This window comes from uncultured Bacteroides sp. (assembly GCF_905207245.1).
Classification (GTDB): Bacteria; Bacteroidota; Bacteroidia; order Bacteroidales; family Bacteroidaceae; genus Bacteroides.
Genome location: NZ_CAJLKP010000011.1, coordinates 40024 through 56517 on the forward strand (window position 1 = coordinate 40024; position 16494 = coordinate 56517).

8 protein-coding genes are annotated in these 16494 nt (G+C 43.9%); 6 read left to right on the forward strand and 2 right to left on the reverse strand.

Annotation, left to right across the window (positions count from 1 at the left end):
- Positions 1–260 precede the first annotated feature (260 nt).
- Positions 261–2366 (forward strand): pectinesterase family protein, encoded by a 2106-nt coding sequence (locus QZ135_RS05570; protein ID WP_294606618.1) that lies wholly within the window; start codon positions 261–263, stop codon positions 2364–2366.
- A gap of 90 nt (positions 2367–2456) precedes the next feature.
- Here QZ135_RS05570 and QZ135_RS05575 read toward each other — a convergent pair whose 3' ends face one another.
- A complete protein-coding gene (locus QZ135_RS05575) occupies positions 2457–2804 on the reverse strand; it encodes a cupin domain-containing protein (protein ID WP_294606620.1) in 348 nt (115 codons plus the stop codon).
- A gap of 149 nt (positions 2805–2953) precedes the next feature.
- Here QZ135_RS05575 and QZ135_RS05580 point away from each other — a divergent pair, with 149 nt between their 5' ends.
- The 5 genes from QZ135_RS05580 to QZ135_RS05600 all read left to right on the forward strand — a co-directional run bounded on the left by QZ135_RS05580 (position 2954) and on the right by QZ135_RS05600 (position 11999).
- Complete coding sequence (locus QZ135_RS05580) at positions 2954–4621, forward strand: pectinesterase family protein (protein WP_294606621.1); 1668 nt, start codon at positions 2954–2956, stop codon at positions 4619–4621.
- 44 nt (positions 4622–4665) lie between these two features.
- A complete protein-coding gene (locus QZ135_RS05585) occupies positions 4666–5982 on the forward strand; it encodes an acetylxylan esterase (protein ID WP_294606623.1) in 1317 nt (438 codons plus the stop codon).
- A 313-nt stretch (positions 5983–6295) separates the two neighbouring features.
- On the forward strand, positions 6296–9289 hold the full coding sequence (locus QZ135_RS05590; RefSeq protein WP_294606625.1) for a TonB-dependent receptor: 2994 nt from the start codon (positions 6296–6298) through the stop codon (positions 9287–9289).
- Positions 9290–9309: 20 nt separating this feature from the next.
- On the forward strand, positions 9310–10842 hold the full coding sequence (locus QZ135_RS05595; protein ID WP_294606627.1) for a RagB/SusD family nutrient uptake outer membrane protein: 1533 nt from the start codon (positions 9310–9312) through the stop codon (positions 10840–10842).
- A 14-nt stretch (positions 10843–10856) separates the two neighbouring features.
- Positions 10857–11999, forward strand: coding sequence for an alpha/beta hydrolase family protein (locus tag QZ135_RS05600; RefSeq protein WP_294606629.1), 1143 nt, complete (start codon positions 10857–10859; stop codon positions 11997–11999).
- A gap of 64 nt (positions 12000–12063) precedes the next feature.
- Here QZ135_RS05600 and QZ135_RS05605 read toward each other — a convergent pair whose 3' ends face one another.
- Complete coding sequence (locus QZ135_RS05605; RefSeq protein ID WP_294606631.1) at positions 12064–16485, reverse strand: two-component regulator propeller domain-containing protein; 4422 nt, start codon at positions 16483–16485, stop codon at positions 12064–12066.
- Between the last annotated feature and the right edge of the window lie 9 nt (positions 16486–16494).

Genomic DNA, 16494 nt, shown 5'->3' on the forward strand with positions numbered 1-16494 from the left:
AAAAATACACATTATTTGATGTATATCAATACAAATTTCGTCTATTTTCCTGCATTTTTTGTTCCAAATGCAAATAAATGGCAAAAAAACTCGTTATCGCGCACGAAAACGGTTGTTCTCGTACACGAAAAACTAAGCTTGTGGAGGACGAAAATAAATAATGCACCTTTTCGGTCGAAAAGTACACAACGGATTAGGGGAGAACCGCTATCTTTGTCACATTACTTAAAATAATCTATATACCTAAAAACAAGAACAGAATGATGAACAATCTGCTTTGTAAAACTTTTGTTATGGGAGCACTGATTTGCTCCACCCATTTGGCCGCTCAGAAGGTAAGCGATAAGCAACCGTGGTCGGTACGTATGGTAGAATCGGAAATGATTCGTTGCCCGGAATCCTGGCAGTTGGATTTCCAACCGAAACTGAAATGGGATTATTGTCACGGACTGGAATTACAAGCCATGCTGGATGTATATGATACGTATGGGGACAAGAAAATGTTCGACTATGCCTTGGCTTATGCAGACACAATGATACACAAGGATGGAAGCATTGAAACTTATAAATTGCATGAATATAACATTGACCGCTTGAATTCAGGTAAATTCCTGTTCCGCATCTACGAACAGACGAAAGATGAGAAATATAAGAAAGCTATCGACTTATTACGTAGTCAGCTTGATACCCATCCACGTAATGAGGACGGCGGTTTCTGGCATAAGAAAGTATACCCGAATCAGATGTGGTTGGATGGTCTTTATATGGGAGCACCTTTCTATGCTGAATATGCTTTCCGCAATAACCGTGTGCAGGATTATAAGGATATTGTGAACCAGTTCATAACAGTGGCACGCCATACGTATGATCCGAAGAACGGGCTTTATCGGCATGCCTGTGATGTAAGCCGTAAGGAGCGTTGGGCAGATCCCGTTACCGGACAGTCACAACATAGCTGGGGACGTGCTATGGGGTGGTATGCTATGGCATTTGTAGATGCACTGGATTTTATTCCGAAACATGAGGCGGGACGTGATTCCATGCTGGTTATCCTGAATAACATTGCTGCCCAAGTGAAACGTATACAAGATCCGAAGACAGGTTTATGGTATCAGGTGCTGGATAAGAGCGGTGAAGAGGGCAACTATCTGGAGTCTTCCTGTTCTACCATGTTCGTATATGCCTTGTTCAAGGCTGTGCGTAAAGGCTATATTGATAAATCTTATCTGGAAGTAGCTTTGAAAGGATATAAAGGTATTCTCAATAACTTTATCGAAGTGGATAAAGACGGTGTGGTGACCATTACTAAAGCTTGTGCTGTTGCCGGTTTGGGTGGTAAGGACTACCGTATGGGTGACTACACCTATTATATTAATGAAACAATCCGCAGTAACGACCCCAAAGCAGTAGGTCCGTTTATCATGGCAAGCCTGGAATGGGAGCGTCTGCCTTCGCCACTGTCGGCACAGACCCAATGGAAAGATACGATTGTAGTAGCCCGCGACGGTTCGGGTGATTATCGTACGCTGACAGAAGCAATGGAAGGCATCCGCGCTTTTATGGATTATAAAGTAACAGTGCTGGTAAAAAATGGCGTTTATAAAGAGAAAGTGATTGTCCCGTCTTGGATTCAGAATGTGGATTTCATCGGTGAAAGTGTGGAAAATACCATTATCACTTATGATGACCATGCCAATATTAATAAGATGGGAACTTTCCGTACTTATACGGTGAAAGTACAGGGCAACAGTATTACTTTTAAGAACCTGACTATAGAAAATAATGCACCCAGACTGGGGCAAGCCGTTGCACTTCATACGGAGGGTGACAAACTGGTATTTATAAATTGCCGTCTTTTGGGAAATCAGGATACCATTTATACTGGTGTTGCAGGCACACGCCTTTATTTTGTGGATTGTTACATTGAAGGAACCACCGATTTCATCTTCGGTCCTTCTACCGCCTTATTTGAGAATTGTGAAATCCGTAGTAAAACCAATTCTTATGTGACAGCAGCCTCCACCCCCAAAGATATTGCAGTGGGCTATGTTTTTAGAAATTGCAGGCTGACTGCCGAGCCGGGAGTGAATAAAGTATACCTGGGGCGTCCCTGGCGACCATATGCCGCTACCGTATTCATTAATTGTGAGATGGGAAAACATATCTGTCCCGAAGGGTGGCACAACTGGGGGAATGTGGAAAATGAAAAAACAGCCCGCTATGCAGAGTACGGAAGTACGGGAGAAGGTGCTTCAACGACCGGTCGTGTGGAGTGGGCGAAACAGTTGACTAAAAAGGAAGCAGCCCAATATAGTGATTTAAGCTACATCTATAGAATGTGTAGCGATTGGAAACCTGTGAAATGATGATTATCAATCTCTTGCAAGGAGTTAAGAATTTGTCAACAAGAAGTTAAGAGTTTGTTGACAAACTCTTAACTTCTTGTTGACAAGGTATTAGCGCTTTAGGAAGTCAGCTCTCATAGGACTGAAACAGTCTATCAGAATGCCCGCTTCCAAGCATACACAGCCATGTTCTGCATCCGGTTCAATGTAGATGCCGTCTCCGGTTTCTACTATTTGTTTTTCCCCGTTCACGGTAAACTCAAATTTTCCACTTGCCACGTAGGTGGTTTGTGTATGGTAATGGGTGTGTGGTGTACCAACGGCACCTTGTTCGAATTTCACTTTTACAAGCATCACTTGTCCGTCATAACCCATGATTTGGCGCACTACTCCTTCGCCTGCGGGTTCCCAGGTAATTTCTTTTTCAAGAATGAAGGTGCTACTTCTTGTCTTTCTCATTTTGCCAGTCAAATTAGTTATTTTGCTGGCAAATATACGATTAATATTAATTTTTCTACCGATTGCGACTTTTTTTACACTTCAAACCCTCTGGTTTTAGGTAATATTGCACACGGAAAATAATAATACTATTTTATATATAATGAACTATGAAACATAAGTTGACATTACTGCTGGGGTTGTTCTTTCTGCTCTCGGCTTTCACAGCGGACAAACCTGTGATTACTATTTTTATGATTGGTGACTCCACTATGGCTGATAAGTCACTGACAGGTGGGAACCCCGAACGTGGCTGGGGACAGATGCTACCCGGATATCTTTCTGAGGAAATTCGTGTGGATAACCATGCTGTGAATGGACGCAGTTCCAAGAGCTTTATTGATGAAGGGCGATGGGAGAAGGTGATTTCGCAGGTGAAGAAGGGGGATTATGTATTTATCCAGTTCGGGCACAATGATGAAAAGTCGGACCCAAAACGATACACGGCACCGGGTAGCACTTTTGATGAGAATCTGAAACGCTTTGTGAACGAGACGCGTGCCAAAGGTGGCATTCCGGTTTTGTTTAATTCCATTGTGCGTCGTAACTTCGGTACGGCAGACGGAAACAAATTGATTGATACGCACGGAGCTTACTTGGACTCTCCGCGAAATGTGGCAAAAGAGTTGGGTGTGGCATTTGTGGATATGAATAAGGTTACTCATGACCTTGTGGAGGGCATGGGTCCGGTAGAGTCTAAGAAATTATTCATGTGGGTATCTGCTAATCAGGTTGCCGCCATACCGAAAGGTCGCGAAGATAACACGCACCTGAATATTTATGGTGGACGTGTTGTGGCTGGTCTGGCTATAGATGCGATTGTTAAAGAAGTTCCGGAATTGGCGAAATATGTTCGCCACTATGAGTTCGTGGTGGCACAGGATGGAAGCGGAGATTTCTTTACGGTACAGGAGGCTATTGATGCCGTGCCTGATTTCCGTAAGAATGTGCGCACTACGATACTGGTTCGCAAAGGTGTGTATAAAGAAAAAATCGTAGTTCCGGAAAGCAAGATCAATATTTCCCTGATTGGGCAAGAGGGAGCGGTGCTTTCCTATGACGATTATGCGCAGAAGAAGAATTGCTTCGGTGAGGAAAAAGGGACTTCCGGATCATCTTCCTGTTATATTTATGCTCCCGATTTTTATGTAGAGAATATCACGTTCGAAAATTCTTCCGGACCGGTAGGGCAGGCTGTAGCCTGTTTTGTGAGTGCTGATCGCGTTTATTTCAAGAACTGCCGTTTCCTCGGTTTCCAGGATACGCTCTATACTTATGGAAAAGATTGTCGTCAGTACTATGAAGATTGCTACGTAGAAGGTACGGTGGATTTCATTTTCGGTTGGTCTACGGCAGTGTTCAACCGTTGCCATATCCATAGCAAAAGAGGTGGTTATGTGACGGCGCCTTCTACTGATCAGGGGCAGAAGTATGGCTATGTATTTTATGATTGTCGGCTGACGGCTGATGAGGGCGTAACGGAGGTGTATCTCTCACGTCCCTGGCGTTCGTATGCGCAGGCTGTCTTTATCCGTTGCAATTTAGGTAAGCATATCGTTCCTGCCGGTTGGAATAATTGGGGGAAGAAAGAGGCTGAGAAGACGGTGTTTTATGCTGAATATGAAAGTACGGGCGAAGGAGCCGATCCGAAAGCGCGTGCACCTTTCTCCCATCAACTGAAAAACACCAAAGGTTATGAAATAGAAACCGTACTTGCCGGAAACGACGGATGGAATCCGGTGAAAAACGGTAATGAACTATTGGATATAAAACGCTGATTAGAACTGAAATCAATTAGAAATTAGAAAAACATTAGAATACAATGATGAAGAAGAACTTATTGGTACTGTTATTTGCTCTGTTATTTCCTCTGTCGTTTGTTATCGCGGAGAACTACCCGTACCGGAGCGATGTGCTTTGGGTTACTGTGCCCAATCATGCTGATTGGATTTATAAGATCGGAGAAAGAGCTACGGTTGAAGTGCAATTCTATAAATATGGTATTCCACAGGATGGCGTGACCGTATCTTATGAGATAGGCGGAGATATGATGCCTGCTGAAACCTCTGGTTCTGTTACCTTGAAAAAAGGTAAAGCCGTAATTCCTATCGGAACAATGAAAGAACCGGGCTTTCGCGACTGCCGGATGACGGCAACCGTGGATGGAAAGAGTTATAAGCATCATGTGAAAGTCGGTTTCTCTCCGGAAAACATCAAGCCTTATACGCAGATGCCCAAAGACTTCAATGAATTCTGGGATAACAATAAAGCGGAAGCTGCCAAGTATCCATTGACTTATACGAAAGAACTGGCAAAAGAATATTGCACAGATAAAGTGGATTGTTACTTTATTAAGTTAATGCTGAATAATCGTGGACAGGGTATTTATGGCTATCTTTTTTACCCGAAAAACGCAGCGAAAGGCTCTTGTCCGGTTGTGCTTTGTCCTCCGGGAGCAGGTATCAAAACCATCAAGGAACCTCTGCGCCATAAGTATTATGCGGAAGAAGGATGCATCCGTTTTGAAATCGAGATACATGGACTGAACCCGACAATGTCTGAGGAAGAATTCAAAGAAATCAGTAATGCCTTTAACGGTAGAGAAAACGGTTATCTGAACAATGGGCTGGATAATCGTGATAATTATTATATGAAGCGTGTTTATCTGGGGTGTGTGCGTAGCATTGATCTGCTGACTTCTTTGCCGGAATGGGATGGCAAGAATGTCATTGTCCAGGGTGGCAGTCAGGGTGGAGCCTTAGCTCTGATTACTACTGGTTTGGATAACCGTGTTACTGCTTGTGTTGCCAATCATCCTGCTTTGAGTGATATGGCCGGTTATAAAGCCGGACGTGCAGGTGGTTACCCCCACTTCTTCCGGACAGAAGGTATGGATACCCCTGATAAGCTGAAGACAATGGCATATTATGATGTGGTGAATTTCGCCCGTTTGATAAAGGTGCCTACTTACATAACCTGGGGATACAATGACGATGTATGCCCGCCGACCACCAGCTATGCTGTTTATAATACACTGGATTGTCCGAAGGAAGCTTTGATAACTCCGATTAATGAACACTGGACTTCCAATGATACGGAATACGGGCAGTTGAAGTGGATATTGAAACACCTGAAATAAGCAGGAATTATTCTATGTTCTTTCCTCTCTGGTATACTTTCTTTGAGAATATATCGGAGAGGATTTTTTATAAACCTCTCTGTTGTAAAATAAACGATTGCCGAGGGGGAAAAAGTGTAGAAAATATGTGGAATAATTGTTTAAAGCCCCTCTATAAAGGCATTCCGAGCCAGTTGGACTATTTTTTTAACCGATTTGAGCATATTTTTCACCTTAAAAATCAAGATAATCCCCTCCTTTGCATGGCAAGGTGAAAGACAAAACCTTATAGAGAAACTTTGAATCTTTATTTATTAACTCCAAATGTATTAATATGAAAAACAAACTGCATTTTGATTTTAGAAAGTTATGTTTTGTATTGGCATTGATATTGACACAATGCCTGTACGCACAAAACAAGACGATTACTGGAACGGTGACTGACTCGAAGCAAGAACCGCTGATTGGTGTGAATGTCACGGTGAAGGGTAATTCAAGCGTAGGAACAATTACCGATATGGATGGTAAGTATACTTTGCCGGTTCCCTCAGGAAAAATCACTCTTGTGTTTTCTTATATAGGATATGTGGCACAAGAAATTGTGGTAGGTTCACAGAGTACGATTGATGTAGTACTGCTGGATGATGCCCAGGCTTTGGAAGAAGTAGTGGTGGTAGGCTACGGTACGATGAAAAAATCTGATTTAACCGGTTCAGTCTCTTCCATTAGTAGCGATCGGTTTAAAGTAGGTACCGATTTGAGTCCTCAGCAATTAATGCAGGGTGCCTTTTCCGGTGTAAATATCAGCCAGAATAGCGGTAAGCCCGGTGGCTCTAATACCATCCGTGTTCGTGGAGGTACATCCATCTCTGCTTCCAATGATCCATTATATGTAATTGATGGCGTACCTATTAATAGCTCTGCCGGTGTAAGTTCCAGCCACATTGCTTCCAATGGTAGCAATACGGACTTCTTCGATCAGGAGTCGGCGAATCCCTTGGCTTCTATTAACCCTAATGACATTGAATCCATCAATATTCTGAAGGATGCTTCCGCTACTGCCATTTATGGTTCCCGTGGCGCTAATGGAGTCATTATGATTACTACCAAGAAAGGCAAGAAGGGAGTTAAGCAATTGGACTATAGCTATAGTTTAGGTATTTCTAATGTGAGCAATAAGCTGGATGTATTGACTGGTGATGAATACCGTAAGGTAGTGAATGATTTAGGGCTGACATTGGATGATAAAGGTGATAATGCAGACTGGCAAGACCGTATTTTTCGTACGGCAATTTCTCAGAACCATTACCTTTCTTTTATGAGCGGGGGTGAGGATACAAATTACCGGGCATCTTTGGGGTACAGTGATCAGGAAGGCGTCATGTTAGGTTCCGGTATGACCAGTGCCAATGCCCGCATGAATATTAATCATACGGCACTGGATGGCAAACTGAAACTGAGCATGAACTTGAACTATGGTGAAACAAATGCAGACCAGGCACCGGTATCCAATACGGTTGGTAGTGAAATGGGAAGTAGCATGCTGTACGAAGCCTATGTCTTTAATCCTACTTATCCGGTCTATAATGATGAAGGTGATTTCAATGATGTACCTCCTTATCGTGTCAACCCGGTGTCTTTTGCATCGGAGATTCTGGATGAACGTAAGAACAGGAAATTTCTGGGTAATCTGACTGCAGACTGGAATTTCTATAAACCTTTCACATTTCAGGTGAATCTGGGCTACACTTATAATTCGATTGAGCGTAACTCCTATATATCCAAGAGCAACCTGCTTGGCAATGGTAATGGCGGCTACGTCAGCGTGCAAAAGCTGCAAGATTATTCTAAATTGCTGGAAACTATCCTGAAGTATAATCAGAAGTTCGGCAAACACTCTATTGATGCCATGTTGGGTTATTCTTACCAATATTTTTATGATGAAGGTAACCATACCCGTGCCTATGGCTTTTTGTCTGATACATTCAAGTGGTATAGCCTTGCTGCGGCAAAGACGGTGGAGAGCATAAGCAGCTTTGCCGAAAGCAATACGCTGATATCTATGTATGGCCGTATAAACTATAATTATGGAGATAAATACCTGTTTACTGCTACTGTACGTCGTGATGGTTCCAGCCGTTTTGGTGCCGACCACAAGTGGGGCGTTTTTCCTTCGGCAGCAGCTTCCTGGAGAATTTCTCAAGAAGAATTCTATCATAGCGATATTCTTACCGACCTGAAACTGCGTGTCAGCTATGGTATCACAGGTAATCAGGAAATAGGTAACTACAATTCTCTGAATACGCTGGGAGCCAGCACTAACGGATATTTGGTAGGCGGTGAAAAAGTGACTATTGTATTGCCGCAACAATACTCCAATCCGGATATAAAGTGGGAACAGACTGCGCAGACGGATATAGGTCTGGATTTCGGACTTTTCAACGGAAGAATTCATGGTAGTATTGATTATTACTATAAGAAAACCACCGATTTGTTGCTTTCCGTAGCAGTTCCTTCTCCGTCTTTGATTACTTCGCAGATTGCCAATGTAGGTTCAGTAAAGAATCAGGGTATTGAGATTGATTTAGGATTCGGTGTGCTGCGTACAAAGGACTTCTCATGGGATGTAAATATGAACTTCAGTCGTAATAAGAATGAGTTGATAAGTCTGTCGAATGATAAGTGGACCGGGGAAAATATGAAGGTGGCTCCTTGCCAGGGGCAGGGTCTTTCCGGGTCTTATGCCCAGTTGGTTATGCCGGGGCAACCTTTGGGAACTTTCTATGGAAAGAAGTTCATTGGTATCAAGGATGGAAAAGAACAATTTGCCAATGATGGTGAGTCTGAAATCATCGGTTGCGCACAGCCCGACTTTACATACGGCATCTCTACTACTTTGCGCTATAAAAACTGGAGCCTGAGTATGAATCTGCGTGGTAGTGTAGGCAATGATGTATATAACTGTACGGCAAATAACCTCTCTTATCTGAATAACCTGCCGGGTAGAAATGTATTGAAAGAAGCTGTGACCGCCGGTGTGAGTCGTGAAGAAGCCAAAGTGTTCTCTTCCAGATTTATAGAAGATGGTTCATTCCTGCGTATGGACAATCTCTCTTTGGGCTATGATTTCAGTTTCAAACCGTTGCGCATTACCCGTGCACGTGTGTTTGTTTCCGGTCAGAACCTGTTCACCATTACTGGATATTCCGGTCTGGATCCTGAAGTAAACTCCGAAGTTTCCAGAACCGGTGTGGCTCCGATGGGTATCGACTATCTGAGTTATCCGAAAGCACGTACTTTCACAATGGGTATCAACGTTTCATTTTAACCTTAATTTATTATCAGAAGATGAAAACAAGAAGAATATTTAAAAGCATAGTTGCCTGTGGCGTCGGAATCAGTATGTTGTCCGGTTGCCTTAATCTGGATGAAGAATTATATGGCAGACTTTCTCCTGAGACCTATTATCAGACAGAAGAAGAAGCTCTCTCTTCTGTAGTCGGTGTATATCAATATCTGGCATATATGTCCAGGGCAGGCGGTGATGGCTGGCGAATAGGAGAGTTTGGAACGGATGAGTTTTTCTGTCCGGGGCGTGCCAGTGGTGGTTGGTATGACGAAGGTAATATGCAGATAATGGCGCATAAGATAACACCGGACAATGCCCGTCTTGAGACCTGCTGGGGAACCTATTTGTTTCCGGGAATCGGTGCTGCCAATGCTGTGATAGCCAGTATGGAGTCCTCTCCCATGAAAGATGATTTGAAAGCCTTGATTGCAGAGACACGGGCTCTTCGTGCCTACGGATATTATTATGCGATGGATTATTTCGGAAATGTTCCTCTTTTCACAGGAGCTAAAGTGGACGCGAATGATTTGCCGAAAACGGCATCCAGAAAGGAAGTTTATGAATTCGTGGTGAAAGAGTTTACAGAGGCGGCTGCGGAGTTGCCTTCCATTAAAGAAGTGAATCGTGCTGCTTATTATCCCCGTTTGACAAAAGAGGCGGTATATACAGCGTTAGCTTCCGTCTACCTGAATGCTGAGGTGTATGCCGGCGAGGCTCATTGGGCTGATGTGGTGACGATGTGTAATCATGTTATCGGAACAAATGCCTATTCCTTGGAAAATAAAGTGGGAGACTGTTTCCTTGCCACCAACGAAGCAAACTCGTCGGAAGTCATTTCTTCCTTTGCAGTAGACCCGTCGAAAGGTGTGGATGGAAATGAGTTTATACTTTATACTCAGCATGCCCTCGACCAGAAAAAGTATAACTTATCTTTTGCTCCGGCCAATGGATATTGCTTCACTGATGATGCCTTGAAGAGATATGAAGAAGGTGATGAACGGCTGGAACTTCTGGAATACGGACCTCAGTATTATCAGGATGGAGTGACTCCGCTATGCGATGATAAAGGTACTCAACTCGTACTGACAACTATCAAAGATATGGTTGCCGCACAGGATAATGAAGGCTACCGGGTATTGAAATATTCACCGATAGGTGTAGCATGGTCCGGCAGTAAAGCGGATAATGATTATATTTTGGAACGCTATTCCAATGTTCTTCTTATGAAGGCTGAGGCTTTGTTCAGGCAAGGAATACAGTTGGACGAAGCACTCGAATTGGTCAATCAGGTGCGTCGGCGCAGCGGAGTGGCCGATTGGGATGAACTGACCCTGAAAAAGATAGAAGAAGAACGAGCCCGTGAATTCATCTGGGAGAATCAACGCCGCCGTGATATGATTCGTTTTGGATCTTACTTCACAGATACCTGGTTCTATAAAACCGGCGTTACGGAAGAGTGGAGGGGAATTTATCCGATACCTGCCATTCAGTTGAATAATAATCCTAATTTGAAACAAAATCCGAATTATTAATATATGTTTTTGATATGATAAACAAATTCATTCTTTGCGTGTTAGGGTTGGTCACTTCGGTGGCCGCCCTTTCTCAGCATTTATCCGGCTACGAGCTGGAAAGAGAGATGCCGGTTTTTCTGGACCAGCTAAAGCAAGAGTTGACTTACCCTATGGCCTGGGGAAACAGTCCGGTCAAGAACTTTAAGAAATGGCGTAAAAAGGCGCGTAATGCAGTACTGGATGCCATGTTGGCCCCGCCTCCTTATACTACTGATTATAAGTTGGAGGTAGTTGCGGAAGAACAACGGGATGGGTATAAAGCAAGGAAACTGCGTTTCAACCTGACGGGCTATTCGCGTGTGAATGCCTATATGCTGGTTCCTGACGGCGAAGGACCATTTCCGGCAGTTGTACTTCTTCATGACCACGGAGGGCATTATACAATTGGCAAAGAGAAAATGATTCGTCCCTTCGGTGTGTCTCCCGAGGTGTTGGCTGATGCTGATGCATGGGCTAAACAATGCTATGGTGGGCAATATGTAGGCGATTATCTGGCGGCTCATGGTTATGTGGTTATCTCTATTGATGCCATATTCTGGGGCGAACGCGGGCGTAAAGAAGGGATTGACGGTGACAGACATATGGCTGTGGCAGGCAACTTTATGATGTTGGGACGTAGTTGGAGTGCTTTTATGAACTATGAAGATATGTACACCACTGATTTCCTGGCGACATTGCCGGAAGTTGACCCTGAACGCATCGGCTGTGTGGGCTTCTCCATGGGGGCGTACCGTGCCTGGATGCTTTCGGCGCTGACAGATAAAGTAAAGGCAGGAGCTGCGGTTTGCTGGATGGTGACTACGGATTGCCAGTTCTCGTGGGAGTATGGACGCGAAAGAGGAGGGTTTGCCAATATGTTGCCGGGTATCAGACGTTATTTGGATTATCCACATATTGCTTCTATCGCTTGTCCCAAACCCATGTTTTTCCTGAATGGCGAGCATGATAAGTTGTTTCCTCCGGTGGGAGTGAATGCAGCTTTTGCCGAAATGAGGAAGGTTTGGGAAAGCCGTTCGGCAGGTGATAAACTTGTTACTGAGTTATGGGATATGCCGCATGATTGCGGGATAAAGGTACAGGAAGCTGTTTTGTCATTCCTGAATAAAAGTCTGTAAATCAAAGGTTAGTAGCAAGGAAATCTTGCCGCAGCCTTGGCAAAATGCATTCGATAGCCTTTCGTCAATCCATGTTCAGTTTCCGGCTTTCTTTATACTCAGTTGGGGTAATGCCGTATTGTTGCTTAAAGCATTTACTGAAATAGTGAGAATCATTAAGCCCCACCATGTAAGCTATTTGAGCCATGCTGTATTCATCAGTTTCTATCAGTTGGGCGGCACGTTTCATGCGTATTTCTTTCAGGAACTCAACGGGCGATAGTCCGGTCAGTGTTTTCAGCTTCTTAAAGAATACGGAGCGGCTCATGTTTACTTCATTGGCAATGTCCTCAACCATGAGGTCGCCGTTATCCAGATGCTTTTCTATGGTCTCCATTACCTTATCCATGAATTTCCGGTCGTTGGGAGAGAGGGAGGGAGCCTCTTCTTTTCCTTTGTCCGGTTGTTGCTCAATGGATGTGGGCAACAGGCTGGCACAGAACAATGCCTGCAATTTCTTGCGCTGGTCAATCAGATTGAAAATCCGTGCTTTCAGATAAGCTGCACTGAAGGGTTTGGTGATATAATCATCCGCCCCTGATTCCAGACCTTCTATTCTGCTTTCAATAGTTGACTTGGCTGTAAGCATTACGATAGGAATATGGCTGGTGCTCATGTCTTCGCGAAGCTCACGCACCATCTCAATGCCGTCTTTCTCGGGCATCATCACGTCGCTGATAATGATATCCGGAAGGTATTTCTTACTCTTTTCCAATCCGATAATTCCATTTTCGGCTTCTATCACATTGAAATGCTGGATGAAGATGGTTTTGATGAAGAAGCGTAGTTCTTGATTATCTTCTACAATCAGGATGGTCTCCTTTTCATTATTCAGTTTCTCTTCTTCGCTTTCGGCAAGGGAGGTTAGTGAGGCATTCATGTATCCCGGAGCAACATCGGTTATGGTGTAATCAGTCAGGATGAACTCAACAGTTTCGTCGAAATGCTCCTTGCCTTTGGGGAGTTTTACCGTAAAGCAACTTCCTTCACCGGGCTTACTATGGATATTTATCGTTCCGTGATGCATATCAATCAGTTCTTTTGCGAGCGAAAGACCGATGCCGGTGCTGGCCTGATTGAACAGGTTCTTGTCCACCAGGTTTTCAAAACGGATGAATAACGACTGCTGTTTGCTTTCGGCAATGCCAATGCCTTGGTCTTCTACCGCAATCACTGCTTCATCTTCTCCGTCCTGCACGATCACTTTAATTTGCTTGCCCTGAGGCGTATACTTGAATGCATTTGATAAAAGGTTAAATAATATCTTCTCCAGTTTATCCGGGTCCGCCCATATTTTGAGTTGGGAGACTTGCGTAGTCATTCCAAAGTCTATTTGATGTTCGTCTGCCAGCCTGTTGAAGCTTTCCATAATCTGGCGGGTGAAGGGGATAAGGTCTATCTGCTGCACTCTCATTTTCATCTTCTTGTTCTGGATTTTGCGGAAGTCCAGTATCTGATTGACAAGGCGAAGCATACGGTTCGTGTTGCGTTCCACTAACACCAATTGTTCCCTTTCTTCATTATCCAGCTTGCCATGTTGCAATACATGCTCTATGGGGCCGGCAATCAGAGTCAACGGCGTGCGCAGTTCATGAGAGATGTTCGTAAAGAAGCGTAACTTAATATCTGAAATCTCCTGTTCAACAGAGACTTTATGTTTAAGCCTGAAAATTGTAAATAGAATATAGGCGGCTGTGAAAATGACTAACAGGATGAAGAGTACATAGAGAAGATACGCCCAAGGGGTTTCCCAAAAGGAGGGGAGCACAATGATATTTAATGTGCGTGTATTTTCTACCCATACGCCGTCACTGTTGGTGGAGCGAACCTTCAAGGTATAATGTCCTTTAGGAAGATTGGTGTAAGTGGCGGTGCGCTGGTTCCCTATATCATTCCAGTTTTTTTCGAACCCTTCCAGTTGGTAGGAGTAAGAAATGTTATCAGGGTATTTCATGTCCAACGCTGCAAACTGAATACTGAATCCATTCTTGTCATGAGGCAATGTCAGGAGTTGGGTATCATCGATGTGGGTGGTTAGTATGCCGCCTTCTTCGGGTGTTACCGTCTTTTCCGCCTGTTGCAGGCGGGTAAAAATGATTGGGGGAGTATAAGTGCTGGTGTGGATTGAATCCGGAAAGAAATAAAGGATACCTTTCACAGTGTTGAACATCAGATAGTCGGAATGTGTGCGTAGTGCAGCTCCTTCGCTGAAATTAATCCGTCTCGGAAAAACTCTGGAAGGATAGTTTGTGATTTTCTCCGTGTTCGGTATAAACTTGCAAAGCTCTTCTTCGGTAGCACACCACAAATTGCCGTCTGCATCTTCTTCGATGGATAATAACACGTCTGAGGGAAGCCCATTCTTCATGGTATAGGCTTTAAATGTGGCCTGCTCTTTGTCGAGTGATAGTAATCTGTTCAGCCCACCTCCGAAAGTAGCCACATACATTTCTCCTTTTTGAGTGAAAAAGATATTGTGCACATCATTATTGCTGAGGCTTTGCGGGTTACCCGGTATGCGGCTATAGCGATGGAAAGTGATATTCTCCGGTTCGCTGAAATCTCCCTCGCACATCAGCAATCCTGTGGCACTGCCTATCCAGATATTGTCTTGGGCATCGGAAGTTATGAAGCGCGTGCGGTAACACTGGGTAATGGGGTAGTTTTTTAACCGGTTCCGGTAGTTAATGAACCGGGCGGATTCTTCATTCACTCCTTTCTCCAGATAGTTTACTCCGCCCTCAAATGTTGCAATCCAGATTCGTTGCTGTTTATCTTCATACAAACTATAGATTTCATTACCACTCAGACTGTATATGTTGTTAGTATCGGCTGTGTATTGCTTCAGGCGATAGGTCAATGGTTTGTTTTGGGGAGTGGCTGCAAATAGCCCGTTGCCTTTGGTACCAATCCAGATAGTTCCTTCGTGGTCCTGCGTAATGGCATAGGCAATGCCCAGTTCATCTGTGGTGTGGGGAGAAATGGTTCCTTGTGCTGTAAGATTACCTATGTAGCGTTGTTCTTTGTCGTAAACCCGCACTATCTTATCTTTGTTTCCGGTCCATAGATATCCGTCACGGTCTTGATAGATAGCACGAATGTTGCTGCCGGGAAATTCAGGATCATCCGGAGCGGCTGTCAAAAGATGGAAGTGGTTGGTATTGAAAGAGACTTTCTCCAGTCCGTTTCCATACGAGCCCAACCATAGGCTACCTTGTTTGTCTGTGAAAACGGCGGTAACTTTATTGTCGGAACTCCATCCGGATTGCAAAGCAGGATTGTAGAATGGCTTTATCCGGTTGTTTTTACGGTCATACCAGGCAAGTCCACCGCCGGAGGGATGCAACCATAAGGCCCCGTTTATATCTTCATAGATATACATTTCAGGTCGGGAATCGACTATGTCTTTCCCATATTTATCTTTCAGGATGAAGAAATCGAATTGTTCGTTTTCCGGGTTGAAGTGCGTTACTCCTTTAGTCTTCAGACGTATCCAGACTTCTCCGTTGGAGTCTACATATGCTTCTTTAATCTGATTATCCCTTAATGAAGGGCAGGTGGCGGTGTTGTAATGACGGAAGTTTTTGCTTTTGAGGTCGTGAATGAAGAAGCCGTCGGAAGCTGTACCGATAAATAGTTTATTGTGCTTCAGTTGCCGGACAGACTTTATAGAGGAGTGGGTGGTGAATTCCTCTCTTGAAAACTGACCGTTATCGGGGTGGTATTCGTACATCCATCCCCGTTTGGATGTGAAGTAAATGGCATGTTCATTCTCTAATACGTCATAAAAGGGTTGCTTATCCTTTATGGAGGGAGAGACGAAGTAGGAGGATAGTTGCTCTTCCTCCTTATCCTTACTCAACCTGTATAACCCGTTTTCTGTAAGTATCCACTGGTTTTGTTGCTTATCTTGAAAGATAGAGTTAATCCGTTCTGAAGATGAGATTTGATGGGACTTGAAGAAATTTGTAGCTTTCATTTCCCGGGTGTCGGGCTGAATGGTTATGCGGATTAATTCATTGAGTGCAGTAACCACCCATACATCTCCACATGGAAGCACATATATGTCCTGAGACAGATAGTTTTCATAAGGAATTGCCTGGAATTGCTCGGTTCTTGGATTAAACCGATAAACCTGGTGGTCATAGCTTCGCACCCAGATATAGCCGTATTTGTCCTCTTTTATGTTGTCCAGGCGGTTGTTGCTTAGTCCGATACTGTCTCCCGGGTGTGCTTTATAGTTCTTGAATGTATATCCGTCAAATTTATAAAGTCCGTCCCATGTGGCGAACCACATGATTCCCTTATGGTCTTGCATAATTCCCTGTATGGTTTTTTGTGCAAGCCCATCTTCAGAGGTATATTGTGTAAAGGTGTGTGGCAATTGCCCCAGGCATAGGGTGATGCCGACTATGCAAAATGTGAATAGTATTCCGATTCGTTTCATGATTGGAGT

Excerpts from the sequence above, each read along its gene's own strand:
- QZ135_RS05575 (WP_294606620.1), bottom strand. The coding sequence starts at position 2,804 with ATGAGAAAGACAAGAAGTAGCACCTTCATTCTTGAAAAAGAAATTACC.
- QZ135_RS05580 (WP_294606621.1), top strand. The coding sequence starts at position 2,954 with ATGAAACATAAGTTGACATTACTGCTGGGGTTGTTCTTTCTGCTCTCG.
- QZ135_RS05595 (WP_294606627.1), top strand. The coding sequence starts at position 9,310 with ATGAAAACAAGAAGAATATTTAAAAGCATAGTTGCCTGTGGCGTCGGA.
- QZ135_RS05600 (WP_294606629.1), top strand. The coding sequence starts at position 10,857 with ATGATAAACAAATTCATTCTTTGCGTGTTAGGGTTGGTCACTTCGGTG.
- QZ135_RS05590 (WP_294606625.1), top strand. The coding sequence starts at position 6,296 with ATGAAAAACAAACTGCATTTTGATTTTAGAAAGTTATGTTTTGTATTG.
- QZ135_RS05570 (WP_294606618.1), top strand. The coding sequence starts at position 261 with ATGATGAACAATCTGCTTTGTAAAACTTTTGTTATGGGAGCACTGATT.
- QZ135_RS05605 (WP_294606631.1), bottom strand. The coding sequence starts at position 16,485 with ATGAAACGAATCGGAATACTATTCACATTTTGCATAGTCGGCATCACC.
- QZ135_RS05585 (WP_294606623.1), top strand. The coding sequence starts at position 4,666 with ATGATGAAGAAGAACTTATTGGTACTGTTATTTGCTCTGTTATTTCCT.